Genomic DNA, 20,786 nt, shown 5'->3' with positions numbered 1-20,786 from the left:
CTATAAGCAAGTTGTTTGAGCGTATTAAAAAATTAAATATTAATCAGGAGGATGAAAACCAGCTAACCATCTGGTAAGATTTCTCCGGACACTACTGATGATAAATAAGAAAATTGAGATTGACCGACTCTCACAAGTTAGGGATATTTTTATTTTTTGTTGCTTCACCGGACTTGCGGTATGAGAAAGCGGGTGATGTATGGAATGGACAAAAAATGGGATGAAGGTGACAATTATAAAAAGCAAGCTAATATCTAAAACAATTGCCATCTTTATTGGTGGCACTTTATTAAAAGAAGAGAATAAAGGTCACAAGATTTGATAATCTTAGTCAAATTCCATACCTCTTGATACAGGGATACAAATCTTAGCCGATTTCAATTACCTTTCCGGGATCAAATGTGTGATGTTCATTATGAAATACGTATCCCAACTGGTTGCTCATGCATTGCGTTTTCCCTATAACCTTATCTATATTCCGGTGTGAATGCCCGTAAATCCAGTATTCAATCGGACTATTTTCGATGAATGATTTCAATTCGACTGTAAATGCTCCATTTATTTTGCTTCCGGCAAAATCAGGTGAAGCTAATTGGAATGACGGAACATGATGTGTTACGACAATGATATGGTCAGCTGTACTTCTTGCAACTTCATTCTGAATAAAATGAAAACACTTGTCGTGTTCACGATTAAAATCAGCAAAAGTCAATGTTTCTCCTTTGTATAAAATTCGGTGAAAGTCAGTAACCCCACGTTCGGTAGGGTAGGCTTCTTCCAATGGGATTTTCGCCCACAATGTTGAAACAATAATATCAACATTCTCAATCCTGACAACAGCATTGTAGTAACATTTTACATTATCCCGGATTGAACAAACCAGACCTTGAGGCATTTTCGCTAAATCGTAGTATTTGTACAGTTCGTGGTTACCCACAGCAACGATAACTTGTTTGTAATTCTCCGAAGCCCAATCCCAAAACGGATGCTTATTGTAATTGTCATCGTTCAGGTATCCTATATCACCTGCAAGAATAAGAATCTCTCCTGCCGGGAGAAGCGGATTCTCTTTTAGAAACCTCGAATTATCATGAAATTCAAGATGTAAGTCTGATGCGTATTGAATTTTCATAGTTATTTAATACCGAATATTTCTTTCATAATGTCTATAAATCCCCTGATATCACTGTCGGTACGTTGCAAACTATCCCGCAAAGATTGGTTTGGCAGAGAATCTTCTATCATTCTAATAAAGGCAACCAATTCACTCTTCATCGTAGCCGACAATTCAACAGGAGTGAATGGATCGATGCGCATAGCCAACAACTTGAAAACATCATCACGGTGCTTTTTGATATCACTGCTACGAACATTCGGGTTTGTTTTCTTCTCTTCTGTAAGATTCAGAAACGCTTTTACCTTTAAGCATAAAAGAGATAATGGGTCTGCAATACGAACACCTTCCTTGATGATACTACTATTAATCGTCTGATGATAATATTCTTCGTCCATCAGAATAGCTGATAAACTTGAAATGTCTTCGCCAGCCGGAATGGGTGTCAAATGAAATCCTGTCGGTTCTCCCAATACGTCAGGAAACTTTGACAACAATTCAATTTGAACCGGAAACCCATTTTTAGGATTGATAAACCGGAATAATTCGGTTGCCGGTTCTTTATCGTCTCGTTTTCGCTCACGGTTTTTATATTCACCCAAGTTAATAAACTCCCAAAAGCGCAGAGCAAATTCAGGGGTCATCTTCTCAATGACTAATATCATGTCGATATCATCGGTTGCTCGTGGGCGCATATCTGTATCCCGCAAAGCTATGTCGCAAGCTGTTCCGCCAATAATAACATAGTTGTCTTCAAATCCGGCGAAGTGTTCTTTGAATATTTCCAGTCCTTTTACCATTTCATTTCTTCAATCATAATTTCCAACTCTTTTTCAATCCGGGAATCCGGCTCGTTCTTCATCGCCAAATACAATGAAAGTTTATCGACAATACCTCCATTTGAATCATAAGGTATTGTTGCCGGATATCTCCATATTTCTATTTTGTACAGACCCTCTATTTCGTTATAGTGTCCGTCCTCTGAACTAAATTGCTTATCCCATATTGCCATTGCCCCATATTGTTCCGGGTTTAGGTGCGAATAATGCGATAAAGCATTCACTCCGCTTATACTGAAATTGCCTTCGGGTATCGAATCGCAGTAAAGAACTTTTTTTGTGGGGGACGACAAGTAGTTTTGTGCTCTCAACCAAAGTTCCCGTTTAGAATCCTTGAAGCAAATGTATTTAATCCCTGAATCCCGTATTTCAGCAGTACATAGCTGACAATCTTCGAGGCTTGTAATTGCACGTGCCAATGTCACATAGTTGTAGGGGACAAGTTCTTCCAATCTCTTAATTGTAAACTCGTTTTCACTGTTCTCCTTTAAAAGATAGTATAACAGCACGTATTGTGCAGCGGGTGTTAATTTGGGCTGAGTTTTCTTCTCTCTTCTTTTAGCCTGAATATTTGCGATTAAAGAAGGTAAGAAAGCATATTTGTCTGAAATGATAAAGTACACACCCTGACTTATCAATCGCTCCCGTTCATAATAAGGCAATGAACCTAACAAAACGACAACGGGCATACTCATGACATTTTCAACCTGTTGAGTGATTTTTTTATATTTCAGGGGTGTTATGGTTTCCTGCTCATTTTTTACTTGGATAACGCATAAAATCTGATGGTTGAAGTCAATGGTATAAAACGAAAACCTCAAAAGCATATCTGCATTAAGCCCCCGTAGCTTACCCCGCTGTACCGGAATCAACTCTTGTGATGCTCCTAATATGGATATAGTTTTGCTCATATTCAGATGTTATCATTTGTATTTTGCATCGTTATCATACATAGTGATAATGGTGCAAAAATAGTGATAATAATCGAAACCGCAAATAAATGCCACACAGAATTGCTTTGAAACTGCTAAACCATTTGGGATGTCCGCCTAAAACGAGAGGAGAGTTTGAGGTTTGTATGGACTAAATAATGTAATGACCATTAAGTTAATGACGGTTACATTAATCAAGGTAAAAATAAAGCAAATGTTGTCCCAGTGCAAGGTGCAAGTATCTATATAGATAAGCTTGCACCTTGCACTGGGGATAAATATTTGATATACAGTATAGTTGTATATTCGAAAATAAATAGTAATTTTGAACCTAAGATTATTGCAGACAAAGGTTAGACAGAGAAGGACAAAGTAGTCATTTTTTCTCGTAACCAATTCGTAACCTGCATGTCGATTATCGACGAATCATTCTGATATATAAGACTTTGGAGAAATTGGTTCCGTTCCCTCCCTCTCCGCGGAGCAGATAAGGTAAAGGTGTCTTTTTAGGCACCTTTTCTTGTTTAAAACTGTTTGGATAACCTCACAAGGAGTATTATGGGTCAAGCAGAAAAACGATTGAATCGCTAAATTAATCTGGTTATCAATCCGCCAAGTCACAAATGTGAGTAAAAGCAGATCAAAAAGATAGTATTTGCTCTATTTTTGGTTACATACAAACTTTTAAAAAACTGTCAATGAGATGTTGAAATCAGGTCTTAGGCTTGTTTGTGCAGTGTATTATTGATATTTGGAGGTGTCTCAGCGCAATAATTTCTACACTTGAGCCGCGTACTGTCGACAGCACGCGGCTCAAGTATCGACAATCAAGCGCTCAAGTATCGACAGTTAAGCGCTCAAGTATTGACAGCGCGCGGCTCAAGTGTTTAGCGTATTTCATTTTATAGATTTTTATTCTCTGGTTGGTCTGTTTTAAGCAAAACGATTGGAGTGTGTATTTGCTGTATTTGTTTTGATTTGTGTATCTATTTGTTGTTTGTTTTGTTGTATTTTGGTTGTTTGGATGGATTGTTGCACTAATTTGAATCTTATTGATTTTTACAAACGTGATTCTTTTGCCATTTTTCCTCCCCTTTCTGCCCCAAGCCCGGAATTTGCGATTACAGTTCCATTCTATTATCAAAATGTCATTTCTGTCTATACTTTGCTATTTCCAAGAAAACCCTATAAAAAGGAATTTAAACGAAACGATCTCAAGCATTCATCCTCAACTATAGCAGGAAAGGATTATGAAGTAATTTTCTAAATTGAATAGTGGTTTTTATGATTATAGGAAAAATGGTAAAACAAATTCTTATCTTTGTATCTAAATTAACACTTTAACCCCCACAATCATGAAAACCACTATTCTAATACTTTGTAGCCTGTTATGTACCATACTGTCGGCACAAACTATTCAGCCCAAAGAAGACAACGCCATCCGCCTGATGTCTTACAATGTTCACAACTGCATTGATCTGAATGATAAAATGGATGTCTGGCAGATAGCTGATGTGATAAACGAAGTTGCACCTGATTTTGTAGCGATACAAGAAGTGGATAGTGTTACCACCCGTACAGGCGGAATTTATGTCCTGGAAGAGTTAGCTAAAAAAGTCCTGATGTTTCCGGTGTTTGCTCCGGCCATTGATTATCAGGGAGGCAGGTATGGCATAGGCTTACTTTCAAAGAAACTTCCATTGAATGTCAAACGCTTATCACTGCCCGGACAAGAAGAACCCCGTATGTTGCTGATTGCAGAATTTCAGGAATACATTGTTTGCTGCACCCATCTTTCCTTAACCGAAGAGGATAGAATGAAATCCGTAGAGATCATTGTAGATGCCCTTAAAGATACAACAAAACCCGTGTTCCTGGCCGGCGATATGAACACGTCGCCCGGTTCGACCGAAGAAGAATTTTTACAGAAACATTTTGAGGTTCTAAGTAACACCAAACAAAAAACTTTCCCCTCAGATCACCCTACTGAATGTCTTGACTACATCTATGGACTTAAAAATGCAGGGAATACCTATTCCGTACTGAACCGGAATGTTTTAAATAATCGTTTAGCGTCAGACCATCTGCCTCTGTATGTAGATGTCCGTTTAAAAACAGATAAAAACAAAATCTTCCGCACCAAGCCGTACTTGCAGAATTCTACTGACGGTGCCATTACTGTATCATGGTTCACCAATGTTCCCGTTCATGCATGGGTGGAATATGGATTGGATGGCAATCTGGATTCCCGAAAAGAGTTGTACGTAGATGGACAAATGATTTGTAACAATAAACATCATAAAATTCGTCTCACCGGCCTTGAACCCGGCAGATCGTATAGTTACAGAGTCTGTTCGCGTGAAATAACTCTATACCAAGCGTATAAAAAGGAGTTTGGAGAAACGGCTTATTCCGAAGTATATAACTTTACCACCCCAGCCAAACAAACAAAAGATTTTACTGCCATCATTTTAAATGATATTCATAAAAACAATAAGTTGATGGATATGATTGAAAGCGTAATCAGTGAAATAGATTACGATATGGTGTTCTTAAATGGCGATTGCATTGACGATCCCAAGAATGAAAAAGAAGCTGTCGGGTTTTTATCTTATATAAATGAAAAAGTAAAAGCCGAAGAAGTTCCGGTCTTTTATATGCGCGGCAATCATGAAATAAGAAATGCATACTCCATTGAACTGAGAAACCTGATTGATTATGTCGGAGATAAAACCTACGGTTCCTTCAACTGGGGGGATACCCGTTTTGTTTTATTAGATTGTGGCGAAGATAAACCTGACGATACCTGGGTATATTATGGTCTGAACGACTTCGAGGGGTTGAGACTGGAACAAGCTGCGTTTATAAAAGAAGAAGTCAAAAGCCAGGCGTTCAAAAAAGCAAAGAAGCGTGTTTTAATTCATCACATCCCCATTTATGGAAAGAATCTGGATGCCTATAACCCCTGCCTGGGATTATGGGGAGGAACATTATCAACCGCTCCTTTCGATATCTGCTTAAATGGGCATACGCATAGTTATGCCTATCATGCAAAGGGAACGGAAGGCAATAACTATCCGCTTGTAGTAGGCGGTGGACCTACTCCCGAAACAGCTACAATAATGGTTTTAAAGAAAAAAGGGAGTGAGATGACACTGTCAGTTCTCACTCCTGCGGGAGAAAGTTTATTAGAATTGGATTTATAGCATCCAATTTCATACAACCCTTAGAACCTTTTTGTATAACCATGACAATAAGGTTCTGTTCCTTTCTGTACATAATAATTCTGGTGATAATCTTCCGCAGTCCAGAATGTAGTAGCAGGAGTTACCGCTGTTGCCACATCATATCCTTTTTCGCGCAACTGCCCGATTAACTTTTCAGCAATCTCTTTCTGTTGTGGGGTTGTGTAGAAGACCTCCGAGCGGTATTGCTCGCCGATATCCGGTCCCTGCCCGTCCGTCTGGGTAGGGTCGTGTATTTCAAAGAACATTTTAGCAAGAGTCTCGTAATCTGTTTTTGTATTATCAAACGTGATGCGTACGGCTTCCGCATGTCCCGTATTTTTTTGGCATACCTGCTCGTAGGACGGATTCTCTTTATCGCCTCCGATATACCCCGATTCTACCGTAATTACTCCCGGTTGCTTTTGCATATAATATTCCACACCCCAGAAGCATCCGCCGGCAAAGATGGCAATTTCCTTATTCTGCTCCATAATTATATTGTTTTTGTAACAAAGATATGAGTATTTGCCTTTTTCTTTCCGCTTATTTACATTTTAATTGATAATTAAGTGGTTTTTTACGCGTTCTGTTAATCCTATGATGTTTAATTTGTCGTATGCTAAATTTCATTTTGCATGTAGTGATGAGATTCATAAGACATATCAAGTATTATAAGGTAAATAAGGGTATAAAACAATGAAAAGGGTAATCAAAGTATTAGTTTTTTTAGTGATTTCAATAGGTGTGAGTGCTCAGGCAGTTCCTAAGCGATATAATTCATACAAGGGACTGGTTATGGCCGGTTATCAGGGGTGGTTTAACGCCCCTGATGATGGGGCCGACCGCGGATGGTATCACTACAAAGGAAACAATGGCTTTACCCCCGGTTCATGTACGGTTGACATGTGGCCCGATGTATCGGAGTATGAGAAAACGTATCAAACAACCTTTAGCTTCGAAGATGGCAGTCCGGCTTATGTTTTCAGTTCTTATGATGAATCGACTGTGAATCTTCATTTTAGCTGGATGAAAGAATATGGACTGGACGGCGTATTTATGCAACGGTTTGTGGGAGAGATTAAAAATAAAAGTGGTAAGCATCACTTTGATAAAGTATTGGCATCTGCCATGAAAGCTGCCAACCAGTATGAAAGGGCTATATGTGTGATGTATGACTTAAGCGGTATGCAATCGGGCGATGAACAGGTTCTTCTGAATGATATTGAAGAGATTGCTGTAAAACATTCTTTGAAAGATCGTACAAAGAATCCGTCTTACCTTTATCATAATGGGAAACCGCTTGTAACGGTCTGGGGAGTTGGCTTTAACGACAACCGCCGTTATGGTTTAAAAGAGGCTGAATATATCATTAATGGTCTGAAAGCGCGAGGATTCAGTGTAATGTTGGGCATTCCTACATATTGGCGAGAACTGAAGACGGATACGGAAGCCAATCCCGGATTGCATCGACTGATTAAGAAATGTGATGTGGTCATGCCGTGGTTTGTTGGGCGATATAATGAAGCTGGTTACGAGAACTTCCGGAAACACATTAAAGAAGATATTGCCTGGGCGAAAAAGAATAACGTAGACTATGCGCCTTTATCGTTTCCGGGCTTTTCGTGGAGGAATATGAAGCCACGCGATACTCCAATTGAGCGTAATAAAGGGAACTTCCTGTGGAAGCAACTGGCAGGGGCACTGGCTTCTGGTGCTGAGATGCTTTATGTAGCTATGTTTGACGAAATAGACGAAGGTACGGCTATATTTAAATGTGCAAAGCGGGTGCCTGTAGGCAAAAGTGTATTTGTTCCTATTGAGGAGGAATTGCAAACAGATCATTATTTGTGGCTGGTGGGAGAGGCTGGCAGGATGTTAAGGAAAGAAGTGCCATTGCAAATGGCTCAGCCTAAACGGCAGTGATGTTACTGCCGCGGGCGGTTCGCGAACCGCCCCTACGGTAATCAATTCCTTTTTATTATATCCGATAGCGAATATTTATATTCTTCTCCTAACAAGCTACTGTATTCTTTGCAGTAATTGTCATAACAAGTCTTTGCCAATCCCATCTTACCCGATTCCGTAAGGATTATACATTTTGTGCGGAGGGCTTCCTCATTAATATAATCGTGTTGGAACAGGGTATCCGCAATTCTCAGTTTCATTGTATTGCTGATATTGTTCTTCTCGGTCAGCAGCAGACTAAGTGTATCTATAGTCAAATCCGAGAAGTTGCTTTTGTATTTATCAATCCAGTCAATTTCCGTATTAGGCAAGAGTGTTCCACGGAGCAGGAGTTCAAGCAGTTTGTTGAATTGTGTTTCATCATCCATTTTGTTCTCTTTGATCAGCGAGAAATAATCCATTGCCTCGTTATAATCGCAAATCACATCATCGCCAAACTTAATGCTCCAGAATCCGCTTTGATTGATAATATCAATACTGCCGATCTTTTCAAGAGCTACTCTAAGTTTGCTTAGATACACATTTCTGTTGTTCTTTGCCGATTCCTGCGTTTTGTCACTCCAGAGCAATTGAAGCATCTTCTTTCCTGAAATACCTTTGGGGTCTTCTTTCGTAAAGAGGATTAACAGAATCAATAATGCTTTTAAAGTAGGTGTAAATGTACTGGTGATATCTTCTCCCGACTTATCTCTGACATGGAATCCTCCAAGGAAACAGATACAAGCTTTGGAGAAATCGTACGAATTGGTTCGGTTGTTTTCTTCTTTTGGAGTGTTAATCAGAATTTGTTTATCATTACCCTTATCCTTATCGGTGCTTTCTTCCGTCTTTTTAGTGAGAGGAGCGGGGTGGGTACTTTTTTTGTTTCTACTCATTATATAATATCCTCCGATAGCAAGAACCGCAAGAACCGCAAGAACCGCTATAAGGATATAAACCCATGTTGAACTCTTTTCAGTAGTCTCGGCTGGTATTTCCTGCGATAAGTCTGCTACAGAGATGGGGGGATAGTTGATCGAATAAATACTGATGTCCGATGTATTGTCTACCGCCATTTTGTTGACCAAAGCAAATAACTTCTTCTGTGATTCCGAATAATAAAGATTGGTATATAGCATTTGAGCTTCAAATCCTTCATTTATAGCTAAAGACATTGGCTCGAAAGTCGCATCCTTGGTTGTAATCTTAAGCAGCATACCACCCGAGCGTGTGGTGAACATGTAGAAACAATCTTCTTCCTTATTGTAAATCATGTTTTCGCCCGAGACAAATTCAATACCATCTGTGGGTACTTCCCATAGTTTATTTACCTGTCGGGTCAGGAGGTTAACAGAATAAAGATCGTAGTAGTTCTTTGGGAATAATTCCTGTCTGCCCGATTTACATCCTCTTCCTCCGAAGATATAGAGGGTATTACCTACGATCGCTGTTCCTGCCGTATATCGTGGGGAGATCTCTGTTAGTTGGATTTTCTCGTTGGGCTTGTTCCCGAATGGATATTGCAGCAGCAATTCATTGTTGTATCTGTAGAAACCGTAACCTCCGAATGAAACAATGGCCGAGTCTGTTGAATAGAACGTAATGCTGTTGTTCCAATAACCATGTTCTTTGGTTGATGGCGTATGATTGCTCCATGTCTGGGCATCGAACGAGAAGAACGAATACAAATCTTCATTCAGATTGTAGGAAAGCAAGGTCTTCTTCTCCGGAATATAAAACAACTGATTGGGTGAGTTGGCCGAATAAAGCCCTCCTTTTACTTTTATATTATGTGTTTGCAGGCTGTTTGCATTGAATACCATGATGTTTTCAGAGTTGTTCACCATATAGAACTCATCTGTGCCGGGGTTGAAGGCAATGGATGTAGCGCTGGGAAGTTCGGTCTCGTATATCTTTTGCCAGGTGATGTAATCATCTATCAGCCAGTAAGGGTTGTGCGATATAGCGGGTACATTGGCCAGGCTATCATAGCATATATCTCCGTGGTGTTTCTCTAGTTTCCACGATCTGAATAGCTTGTCCTTTTTATATATCTCTATGTTTCTGAGGTTGACGGAGGCTACATCCGCAGTAAGGAATCCATCGAACGGGCACAACCCGAAGGACATGCGGAAACTTCTGGAATCCGAGATCGGGTAGGGAACCGAGATCTTGGTTTCTTCGTACCAAAGTGTAATCTGGTTTTCTTCGGGAGACAGTATGACGCTTATAGGTATCCATTTATCGCGTATTACTTCTTGTGAGATGGGATGTACCGATTCGTTGATGACAAATATCGGGAAGCGTTTATCATTCTCGCCCACTGTAAATAAGAGGTCGATCGTTTCATTTTTGTCTGTGACGATTCGGAATGTATTTCCAAAAACATTGTCATTTCTTACATACATTTCAAATGTAAGTTTGATGCTCTCTTTCAGCTCAAATGCATTGCCATCTTCTAAAACAAGGTGGGACATTTCCGAGGGCTTGAATGGATATGATTTAATGAATAAACCATAGTCTAATTCAGCGCTAAATGTAGTGGAGAATATGAGGAATGACGTTAATAAAGTGAAAAGGCGTAGTCTCATTACTTATAAGGTTACTGTGTTGAATAGTATTATAATCACAAAGATAACAGTAATTTTATAATAGACTATATCTTTTTATCTCTTTTTCGCGTGTTAATATTTTCTTCCATTTTTCTTTAAATTAATGCGATTTTAATGAATTATTTAGGGTTATATTTACTCTTTTATTAAGTACTTTCTCTTTTCTTTGTGGCAGTGATAAATCGAAATCTTTAATAAGCATGAAAAACATTCTTCTCTACAGCGTGATGCTGGCTTTTTCTATTTCATCGTTATCTGCCCAGAGTTTCCGGAAAACGGATCAGGGGATAGAGGCTACGGTAGGCGATCAGGCAATAGAAATACAGTTCTTTACTCCTGCTACGGTTCGGGTTGTTAAGTATCCGCAAGGAACGAGGCCGGGAAAACAATCTTTATCGGTGATTAAGCACCCTGAGGAGGTGAAGTTTAATGTCAGACAGAAAAGCAATCAACTCACTTTGTCGTCTGCACAACTAAGTGTGGGGCTCGATTTGAGTAATGGCCGGGTGGCTTTTACGGATAAGGCCGGGAGGGCTTTGTTTGCAGAGAAAGAAAATACAACCTTTTCTCCGACTCTGGATGCCGGGAATGAGACTTACGTTGTGAAGCAGGTTTTTCGGCTGGATAAAGATGAGGCGATATATGGTTTAGGTCAGCACCAGCAGGGAAGGATGAGCCAACGGAACCAGGAGCTATTCCTTCGTCAGGAGAATATGGAAATCTGTATCCCTTTGATTCATTCCGTTAAAGGTTATGCGGTTTTCTGGGATAACTATTCTCCGACTACGTTTATAGATAATGAAGAGGGTATGAGCTTTGAATCGGTGGTGGGCGACTGCTCCGATTACTATTTTATGTATGGGGGCAATGCCGATGGCGTGATTGCGGAAATCCGCGACCTGACCGGGCAGGCGCCTATGTTCCCGCTGTGGACGTATGGTTTCTGGCAGTCGAAAGAGAGATACGGCAGCCAGAAAGAGATTGTGGGTGTGGTCGAGAAATATCGTTCGTTGGGCATTCCGTTGGATGGGATTATCCAGGACTGGCAGTATTGGAGCACAAATAATAAGTATTGGAATGCGATGGAGTTTGGCAATCCGGAGTTTCCCGATCCTAAAGCGATGATCGATCAGATACATCAACTGAATGCGCATATTATGATCTCGGTGTGGGCGTCCTTTGGTCCTAAAACGAAGCCGTATGCGGAATTTAACAAAGATAACCTTTTAATGGGTTTTGAACCTTATCCGCATAATGTAGGGGCCGAGGTTTACGATGTTTACCACCCCAAAGCCCGCGATATTTACTGGCGGTATATGAACGAGAATATGTTTAAACTGGGGATGGATGCCTGGTGGCTCGATTCTACCGAGCCGGATCATAGCCAGATCAAGGAGAGTGATTTTGATTACCAGACTTATTTAGGCTCATTCCGTAAAGTCCGCAATGCTTTTCCGCTGGCAACGGTTGGAGGAGTGTACGATCATCAGCGGGCAGAAACGTCGGACAAGCGGGTGTTTATCCTTACCCGTTCGGCCTTTACCGGGCAACAGCGTTATGGTGCCAATTCCTGGTCGGGAGATGTTTTCTCGGATTGGACTACTTTGCGGAATCAAATATCGGCCGGTATGAACTTCTGCCTGACCGGCATTCCGTATTGGAATACGGATATTGGCGGTTTCTGGACCTGGCGGTCTTATCCGAAGGGTGTTGCCGACGTGGCGTACCATGAGTTGTATGTACGCTGGATGCAGTTTGCCACCTTTACCCCCATGATGCGTTCGCACGGTTCGAATACGCCACGCGAAATCTTTAATTTCGGCAAGAAAGGCGATTGGGCGTTTGATGCGCAGGAGAAAATGATCAACCTGAGATACCGTTTATTACCTTATATATATGCTACGTCATGGGATGTTACCCATCGTGCCGGCACAATGATGAGAGCTTTGTTTATGGATTTTCCCAAAGATAAAACGGTATATAATATAGATAATGAGTTTATGTTCGGGCGTTCGTTGCTTGTAGCGCCGGTCACCGATTCATTGTATGTTGCCCGTAGTAACGGAGAGGCCATTGTTGACTTCGGGCAGGTGAGGCAACAGCGCGTATATCTGCCCGAAGGAAGCCATTGGATTGACTTCTGGACAGGGGAGAGCTGGGCTGGTGGGCAGGAGCTTGCCCGCGATGTTCCCATAGACCTGATTCCGCTTTACGTAAAGTCCGGTTCCATCTTGCCTCTGGCTCCTTTTGCGCAGTATGCCGAAGAAAAACGCTGGGACAACCTGGAAGTGCGCATCTATCCCGGTGCTAACGGTGAGTTTACACTTTACGAGGACGAAAATGATAACTATAACTACGAAAAAGGGCAATATTCTACTATTACTTTCAAATGGAACGATAAAAAACGGGAGCTAACTATTGGCGAACGTAAGGGTGCCTTCCCGGCGATGCTCCAGAAAAGAAACTTCCGCCTCATATTGGTAGCTCCCGGCAACGGAACAGGCATTGACCTGTCTGAAGCTACCGGCGCAGATGTAAATTACAATGGGGAAACGTTGAAAGTGGTGCTTTAGTTGTCTTCACAAGGTTATTCCGACACTCCCAATACACCCGGGTCTTTCAAGGCAAAAGACCCGGGTGTTTAGGGTAAAAAGACCCGGGTGTTTTGACCCGGAACACCCGGGTGTATTGAAGGCTATGATAGTTTCTGACAAGAAAAGAAGCATTCCCACTTAAAGTCCAACGCACTGAGATCAAAGAAAGGACGCGTTACCTGGTGCATCACTTGCCACAAGTACGTTGTTTTTCCGGAATATACATACTTGAATGAGCTTTGCAGAACACCCCGTTTCTAACTTTAGAGGAGCAATCGTTAAAACTTTAATTATATTAAAAAAACGTTGTGATTAATGCAATTTTAAGGGTCTTTTTAAGACCTTTTTAAGGAACATTTTAATACTCCCCCCATACTTTTGCCCAAAAACAATCCGTTTATATATTCACTTTATACATTTAATAATTATGAAAAAACAATTTATCAATGTGCTCCTATGCGGAGCAATGGTTCTATCAACCGGTGCATTCACTTCTTGTAGTGATGATGATGACGATTTAAAATCAAGGCTAACCGTTGTTGAGGGAGCAATTGGTGAACTCAAAGAGCAATTATCGAAAGCACTTACCACAGGCGCATCCATTATCAAAGCCGAAGAAGTTGATGGCGTTTGGACACTGACATTAAGCAATGGCGAGGTACTGGTTATTAAAGGATCTGCCGGCGGTGGTGGCGGCGACGTATCGATTGTTGAAAATGAAAACAGTTTCACGATAACCATAAATGGTACAGCCTACGTACTTCTGAAGGGGTCGGCTGTAAACTCATTAATTTATAGCCCCGAATATGCCGATGGTATTGTTGAAATAGGAAATACAGGTGCTAAAGTTAAATTTCTGGCTACACCGGCTGTCAGTGCAGATGCTTTGAAGAATGCCACATTCGACATCGCAGAAGCCCACGAAGTGAAAACCCGCGGTGGCAACGGACTCTTTAAAATAGATGGCGATGTAACAATCGATGGTGACCATTTGCTTGTACCCATCAAAGCCCTTGGAGTAGACGCCGGAAAGACTTATGCCGTAGCTGTTCAGATGGATCTTAGCGGAACATCTATCAGCTCGAACTACTTTACAGTGAAAGTTGATGATGACTTCTCTTTCAATTCCGAAGTAATCGGCGGTTATACAATCAAGTCGGAATACAATGCCAAATCGCTTGCCGATAATTACGAAGAAATCACATTTAAAGGTTCCGACTTCCTTAAAGTAACCAGCTTTAAAGATTTCTTTAGCGAACTTCCTGATGGTGCAGAATTTGAAATCGCTTCAAAATCAAAACAACCGGGTGGACAAGCCCAGGAAAAATGGGATGCACTGAAAGCTAACTTATCAAAGAACGGTACTTGGGCCTTTAACGAAAGACTGGGAACCAGCTTCAATGGCAATGCCGAACGCAAAGGATTCTTGTTTAATGTTGTTGCCAGCGATGTCGTTAAAGCTAAAGTTTATATCGTAATCAACGACGAACTGGCAGGTTTAGACTTCGTAGGTCTGTTCACCGATCAGGCAGAAGCAGAATGGGGCGGACGCGAAAAATCATTGCCAATGGGTGCCCAAACCATTGATATGCAGAAAATAATTACTGAATACGAAACCGAATTCCCAATCATTCACGGGGGTAATAGCTTCTTTGAAAGCTGGACAAAATATGTCGTAACCCTTGAAGATGCAGGCGACGTAATCTACAACGATAGCGAAAAACTCGTATTAGGTTCAGTCGGTAAAGCTTATATTGGTGATGGTAAGAGTCGTGGCATATATTGGTTCAACCACGGATTCGCAGTCTATGTGCCTGAGGCATTGGCTACAGATGGCAAGTATAAAGACGAGAATGGTAAAGAATACTCGGGAGGCGAAGGTTATGGTTATGACTTCTGGGGAAGAGGCGTTGGCTCCGATGCCCCATGGAATGTGAAAGTTGCCCAAGACGGCAAAATAAGTATTCCTGCAACATACACCGGTTACGGTCTTCGCCTAGGAATTGGTGCAGCTTATGAATATGCGTATGGTGATGTGAGACTTAGCAAAGCCGATCAAATGGGCTTGTTCTTCTTCAACCGTCGCCTCGCTCCTGCAGGTGCAACAATGCCTGCGCCAGCACCATAAAGGTTGATTTGATGAGGGGCGTCATAAGTAGGTTGAATCCACCTCGTCATTGCGAACCTAGTGAAGCAATCCAGATTATATATTTTGTGGACTGGATTGCTTCGGACAAGTCCTCGCAATGACGTGACAGAACCGGCTTTTGCCCCTCCTAAATTACTAAACAGATTTTTATAATGAACAGAAAATCTAAAGATGAAACATTATCATATACATAATATAAGAAGAAAGACACGGGCTTCATTGCAGCCTGTCATGATCGCTCTTTTGTGCCTGCTCATCGCCCTGCCGCTGTCTGCACAAAACCGGGCCGTTCGTGGTACAGTGTTCGACGTTACAGGCGAGCCCGTTATCGGAGCCAGTGTAAGGGTAAACGGCACTACCCGCGGAACAATTACGGATCTGGATGGCCAGTTTACCATAGAAGCATCAAGTACCGAAAAGCTAACCATTAGCTTTATCGGCTATCAGGATGCCACTGTAACCGCCTCATCTACCAACCTCACTATCACACTCAAAGAAGACTCCAAGGTATTGGACGAAGTAGTCGTAGTAGGTTACGGTACCCAAAAGAAAGCCACGCTGACCGGTGCTGTCTCGGCCATCAACAACAAAGAAATGGTCGTCACCAAGAACGAAAACGTAGTGAACATGCTATCCGGTAAAGTGCCCGGTGTGCGTATTACACAATCAAGTTCACAACCAGGCGAATTCAACAACAAAATCGACATCCGTGGTATGGGATCACCCCTTATCGTTGTCGACGGTATTCCACGCGACCAGGACTACTTCTCGCGTATGGATGCCAACGAAATCGAGAACGTTTCCGTACTGAAAGATGCTTCGGCAGCCATCTACGGTATCCGTGCCGCCAACGGCGTAATCCTGGTAACGACCAAGAAAGGTGAATCTACCGGAGGCAAGTTCGACATCACTTTCTCGGCCAACTATGGCTGGCAACAATTCCTCTATGTGCCCGAAACGGCAAGCGCCGTAGACCACATGCTGCTCGTAAATGAGAAACAATACAACAGCTTTGGCGATATGAACTACCCCAACCGCAGTCCGGGCAAGTACACCTGGGATGAGATGCTGGAGTACAGTACCGGCCGCAAGAAAGGTACAAGCTGGACCGACGAACTGTTTAAAGACAACGTACCCCAACAACAATACAACGTCAGCCTCAATGGTGGAGCCGAAAAAGTAACCTACTTCTTCAACCTGGGGTATATGAAACAAGAAGGAGCTTACAGAAGCGGCTCATTGAATTATGACCGTTGGAACTTCCGTGGTAACGTAGATGCCAAAATCACCAACCGACTGAAAGCCAGCATACAAACCAGCGGATACATGGACGAAAAGAACCAACCATTTACCGACATCTGGACAGTATATAAAAGAGCATGGACCTACAAACCAACCTCTCAGGTTTGGGTAGACGGCGATCATTCGCTACCGGCTTTCGATGCCGATATGTTGGAAGACGAAAACCCCGCGGCCGCTATTGATAGCCGTTTCACCGGTTACCGCCGCGAGAAACGTATCAACTTCAACGGTTCTATGGCTTTAACTTACGACATTCCCGGAGTGAAGGGTCTGAACGCACGCGCCTTCTATAGCTACGATTATGCTACAACAAACAATACAGACCTTAAACGTCTCTACAACTTGTACAACCGGGGTACTGACGGTGAACTGGAAACCTTCACCCGCAATGAAAACCCCTACTTAAGACGCACCACAGCCCCTTCTTACGGAACTGTAATGCAACTCTCACTGAATTACGCCAATAAGTTTGGCGATCACAGCGTGAGCGGTTTGGTACTGTTCGAAGAACAATACAACAACTGGGATAGTTTTTATGCACAGCGTGTTATGCTCCTTGATGGAGAAGAACTGGTTTACGGCGAAACCGACGACCAAATCGCTTTTATGGACGGTGCAGGCGAGAAAACCCGCCAAGCTATTGTCGGCAGGGTTAATTATGATTATAAAGGACGCTATATGGCCGATTTCTCATTCCGTTACGACGGTTCGTCCAGCTTCCCGAAAGGTTCGCGCTGGGGCTTTTTCCCCGCCGTCTCTGCCGGATGGCGTATCAGCGAAGAAGTCTTTATGAAAGAATGGGTGCCTTTCCTTAGCAACCTGAAGATTCGTGCCTCATATGGTGAGATGGGAGATGATGAAGCAGCCAGCACATATCCTCAAACGGTGGTAGCATACGAACTCAAAAACGAAGTGGGGTATTACTATAATGGAAAATACGTGTCGGGCGTTTCTGCAACAGCTATTCCTAATCCCGATTTAACCTGGTACACAGCGAAAACCTACAATCTGGGAATCGACTTCGATTTGTGGAACCAGAAACTGAGCGGTACAGTCGAAGTATTTAAACGTAAACGTGATGGGTTGTTGGAAACATCATCAGCTCTCATTCCGGGTACCGTAGGTGCATCAATGCCGAAAGAGAATCTCGAAAGCGACGAAACCTTCGGTTGGGAAATCAGCCTGGGCCATCGCAACAGAATACCTTCCATCGGTCTGACCTATTGGGTAAACGGACAGATCTCGGCCACTAAAAACCGCTGGGATTATAAAATAGATAGTCAGGCAGGTAATTCAATGAGAAACTGGTATCGTGACAAAGTATCGGGCCGTAACAAAGACATCTGGTTTGCTTACGAAGAGGGCGGACGTTTTTACAGTTACGATCAGATTCGCTATCATGGTACAACCGGCGCTAACCTGGGGCAGGGTACATTGCCCGGCGACTATTACTATGAAGACTGGAATGGCGATGGTATTGTAAATGATGATGATAAGCATCCTGTAGCCAACTTCAACCTGCCGGTATTCAACTACGGTATAACAATGGGCGCCGAATGGAAAGGCATTGACCTGTCTATGAACTGGCAAGGGGCTGCCGGAGTGTACAACTCGTATGGTGAAGTATTTACAGAAGTTGCTCCGTTCAATGGTGGTGCCGTATTAGACATCTACAAAGACCGTTGGCATACATTAAATCCTACGGACGACCCGTGGAATCCGAATACACAATGGATCTCGGGACTCTATCCGGCTACCGGACACAGTTTCAATACAGGTACAACAGGTATTCAGAACACATCTTATATCCGTTTGAAAACACTCGAGGTAGGTTATACACTACCTAAAGTATGGTTGTCGAAAGCAGGCATACAAGACCTTCGTGTTTATGTAAATGCTTATAACCTCCTGACCTTTACCGGACTAGACAATATCGACCCCGAACGTCCCGGCCGTCAGGGAGGAGCAAACAAAAACGATGAAACTGGCGTCCTGTTCTATAATTACCCGGTGAACCGTACATTTAATATTGGTGCAACAATTAAATTCTAAGACGAAAGAATATGAAAACAATAAAATATTTATTTGTGGTAGCTGCACTAGGCCTTACGGTATCTTCCTGCTATGATATGGATCTGGAACCCAAGGGGCTGATATACGAAAATGGCCTCTTCGTATCCGACAATGGTATCAAGAAGTATTTTGCACTCATCTACCAGGATCTTCCTATAGAAGACTTTAACTACAAACAGAATGGCGATAACAAAGGTTATGCAACAGTGAACCAGGGTGGCTGGCACACAGGAAACAAATGGGAAGCACAGAAAGGCAGTCCGGCTACTGCTGCGTGCGAAGCCACAGGACGCGAACCTTCCTACGGAGATGGTTGGGGATATTGGAACTACGATCGCATTCGCGATATCAATTACTTTATAGAGAATTTCCCCGGGTATAGTAACATCTATACGGAAGAAGAATTCAATGCATATATGGGCGAAGCCTATTTCCTGCGTGCATTCTACTATTTCGGTATTGTAAAACGTTATGGCGGTGTGCCTATTGTCGATAAAGTACTCGACCCCAAAGCACCAACCGAAGAGTTGCAACAACCACGTGATACGGAGTATGACTGTTGGAAGTTTATCTACAGCGACCTGAAGTTTGCTATGGAGAACGCTTCAACGAAAAAAGAGGAAGTAGGACGTGCCAATCGGTATGCTGCCGCTGCTTTGATGTCTCGCGCAATGTTGTATGCAGGTTCCATTGCTAAATATGGTGGATATATCGGTACAACCGGACCGGCTGTCCAAGCAGGTTTGATGGGAATGCCGGCCGACAAAGCGCAGGAGTTTTTCCAGTATTCTCTTGATGCCGGCAAATTCCTTCAGGAAGCAGGTTTTACATTGTATACAGGATCGGACAAAGAAAAAGCATACGTAGATGTATTTCTCAAAGATAAAGATAACCCCGAAGATATTATGGTTAAGCAGTATGGTGCTTTAGCGTCAACTCCTTATGAAAATACCAGCTTATTCCACAGTTGGGATACGATGGTGTTGCCATTGGGCGAGGGGCTGGCCAATAACGTAGGATCTGCTTTGCAACCGGTATGGGAAATCATGGGACTCTTTGAAATGCCTGCAATTACCGATGAGGATGGCAAACCTGTACGCTTTGACAGGATGGAAGACCTTTGGGATACAGACGAAATGGAACCTCGTGCACGTGCCAACTTCTTCTTCCCGGGAATGACGGAAACGGCATCGGGTGCTGTACTGGATGTTCAGGGAGGTGTTTATAAGGCTTACCCGGGTTTGGCAAGCGATGGCACTGCCGATACACAGGGTAGTATAAATGACTATACAAATACGTATCGTGTAAGAGCTTCTGACCCAGGTAAGACTCAGGATATTGACGGGCATAAAAATGTAAAAGTGAGTGGGAAATATGGACTGGCCGAAGGTAAAGGCGATGAAGGTTATACCCGCACCGGAGCATTTATCCGCAAGTATGTGAATAGCGCCGCAACATCTGCAAGTCGCGGACTTCACGGAAGTACACAGTCGTGGAAGGTGTTCCGTTACGGTGAAATCCTTTGCAACATGGCAGAAGCATCTTATGAACTGGGACTTATAAGAGATGATGAATCACTTAAATCAAAAGCATTCGAGTATGTAAATGAGATACGCGACCGTGCAGGCGCCAAACGCCATGAAATGGTAGGCACTCCGGAAGATATCGGTTCTCCTGTCTATGGTTTCCCGATTGACGAAAACCTGCAATACATCCGCGACGAGCGTGCACGCGAGCTTTGCTTCGAAAATCATCGCTTGTATGACCTGCGCCGTTGGAGGGTGGCCGATATCATGTTCCAGAATGGCTACTGGCCACACACATTGCTTCCTTATTATGTGCTTTCGGAAGGTAAATACATATACCTCAATGAAGTAGAACGCGAGGGTCGCAAAGTAGATTTCTTTAAAAGGTGGTATTACGAACAGATCCCCGGAGGAGAAATCGGTAAGAACCCCAAACTCATACGTAATGATGGTTATTAATAATAGTAAACCAAG

10 protein-coding genes and 1 pseudogene are annotated in these 20,786 nt (G+C 42.6%); 6 read left to right on the top strand and 5 right to left on the bottom strand.

Features of this window, described 5'->3' with window-relative positions:
* Positions 1-367 precede the first annotated feature (367 nt).
* From D0T87_RS18780 to D0T87_RS18770, 3 genes are read right to left on the bottom strand one after another with little or no spacing between them, the layout of a single operon-like run.
* A complete protein-coding gene (locus D0T87_RS18780) occupies positions 368-1,132 on the bottom strand; it encodes a metallophosphoesterase (protein WP_163176908.1) in 765 nt (254 codons plus the stop codon).
* A gap of 2 nt (positions 1,133-1,134) precedes the next feature.
* Entirely contained in the window at positions 1,135-1,914 is a 780-nt protein-coding gene (locus D0T87_RS18775; protein WP_163176906.1) for a hypothetical protein, read from the bottom strand.
* Positions 1,908-2,864, bottom strand: coding sequence for a hypothetical protein (locus D0T87_RS18770; protein ID WP_163176904.1), 957 nt, complete (start codon positions 2,862-2,864; stop codon positions 1,908-1,910). Before D0T87_RS18770 ends, D0T87_RS18775 begins: the two co-directional genes overlap by 7 nt.
* Before the next feature lie 1,376 nt (positions 2,865-4,240).
* Here D0T87_RS18770 and D0T87_RS18765 point away from each other — a divergent pair.
* Complete coding sequence (locus tag D0T87_RS18765) at positions 4,241-6,091, top strand: endonuclease/exonuclease/phosphatase family protein (RefSeq protein WP_163176901.1); 1,851 nt, start codon at positions 4,241-4,243, stop codon at positions 6,089-6,091.
* Positions 6,092-6,111: 20 nt separating this feature from the next.
* Here D0T87_RS18765 and msrA read toward each other — a convergent pair.
* Positions 6,112-6,588: pseudogene (gene msrA, locus D0T87_RS18760) on the bottom strand (peptide-methionine (S)-S-oxide reductase MsrA); the annotation flags it as partial.
* A gap of 220 nt (positions 6,589-6,808) precedes the next feature.
* Here msrA and D0T87_RS18755 point away from each other — a divergent pair.
* Complete coding sequence (locus D0T87_RS18755) at positions 6,809-8,035, top strand: glycoside hydrolase family 71/99-like protein (RefSeq protein ID WP_163176897.1); 1,227 nt, start codon at positions 6,809-6,811, stop codon at positions 8,033-8,035.
* Positions 8,036-8,076: 41 nt separating this feature from the next.
* On the opposite strand, the gene D0T87_RS18750 is transcribed toward D0T87_RS18755, so the two are convergent.
* Positions 8,077-10,647 (bottom strand): hypothetical protein, encoded by a 2,571-nt coding sequence (locus tag D0T87_RS18750; protein WP_163176895.1) that lies wholly within the window; start codon positions 10,645-10,647, stop codon positions 8,077-8,079.
* A gap of 221 nt (positions 10,648-10,868) precedes the next feature.
* Here D0T87_RS18750 and D0T87_RS18745 point away from each other — a divergent pair, with 221 nt between their 5' ends.
* The 4 genes from D0T87_RS18745 to D0T87_RS18730 all read left to right on the top strand — a co-directional run bounded on the left by D0T87_RS18745 (position 10,869) and on the right by D0T87_RS18730 (position 20,771).
* A complete protein-coding gene (locus tag D0T87_RS18745) occupies positions 10,869-13,241 on the top strand; it encodes a TIM-barrel domain-containing protein (RefSeq protein WP_163176893.1) in 2,373 nt (790 codons plus the stop codon).
* Positions 13,242-13,689: 448 nt separating this feature from the next.
* Positions 13,690-15,390 (top strand): hypothetical protein, encoded by a 1,701-nt coding sequence (locus D0T87_RS18740; RefSeq protein WP_163176891.1) that lies wholly within the window; start codon positions 13,690-13,692, stop codon positions 15,388-15,390.
* Positions 15,391-15,582: 192 nt separating this feature from the next.
* A complete protein-coding gene (locus D0T87_RS18735) occupies positions 15,583-18,765 on the top strand; it encodes a TonB-dependent receptor (protein ID WP_163176889.1) in 3,183 nt (1,060 codons plus the stop codon).
* An 11-nt stretch (positions 18,766-18,776) separates the two neighbouring features.
* The gene (locus D0T87_RS18730) at positions 18,777-20,771 is read left to right on the top strand and encodes a RagB/SusD family nutrient uptake outer membrane protein (protein ID WP_163176887.1); all 1,995 of its coding nucleotides are present in this window, start codon (positions 18,777-18,779) and stop codon (positions 20,769-20,771) included.
* Positions 20,772-20,786: the final 15 nt, after the last annotated feature.

This window comes from Bacteroides sp. 51 (genome assembly GCF_010500965.1).
Classification (GTDB): domain Bacteria; phylum Bacteroidota; class Bacteroidia; order Bacteroidales; family Bacteroidaceae; genus Bacteroides.
This window is presented reverse-complemented; position numbering and strand designations above follow the sequence as displayed.

Coding starts and splice junctions, on each gene's coding strand:
- D0T87_RS18780 (WP_163176908.1), bottom strand. CDS start 1,132: ATGAAAATTCAATACGCATCAGACTTACATCTTGAATTTCATGATAAT.
- D0T87_RS18775 (WP_163176906.1), bottom strand. CDS start 1,914: ATGGTAAAAGGACTGGAAATATTCAAAGAACACTTCGCCGGATTTGAA.
- D0T87_RS18770 (WP_163176904.1), bottom strand. CDS start 2,864: ATGAGCAAAACTATATCCATATTAGGAGCATCACAAGAGTTGATTCCG.
- D0T87_RS18765 (WP_163176901.1), top strand. CDS start 4,241: ATGAAAACCACTATTCTAATACTTTGTAGCCTGTTATGTACCATACTG.
- D0T87_RS18755 (WP_163176897.1), top strand. CDS start 6,809: ATGAAAAGGGTAATCAAAGTATTAGTTTTTTTAGTGATTTCAATAGGT.
- D0T87_RS18750 (WP_163176895.1), bottom strand. CDS start 10,647: ATGAGACTACGCCTTTTCACTTTATTAACGTCATTCCTCATATTCTCC.
- D0T87_RS18745 (WP_163176893.1), top strand. CDS start 10,869: ATGAAAAACATTCTTCTCTACAGCGTGATGCTGGCTTTTTCTATTTCA.
- D0T87_RS18740 (WP_163176891.1), top strand. CDS start 13,690: ATGAAAAAACAATTTATCAATGTGCTCCTATGCGGAGCAATGGTTCTA.
- D0T87_RS18735 (WP_163176889.1), top strand. CDS start 15,583: ATGAAACATTATCATATACATAATATAAGAAGAAAGACACGGGCTTCA.
- D0T87_RS18730 (WP_163176887.1), top strand. CDS start 18,777: ATGAAAACAATAAAATATTTATTTGTGGTAGCTGCACTAGGCCTTACG.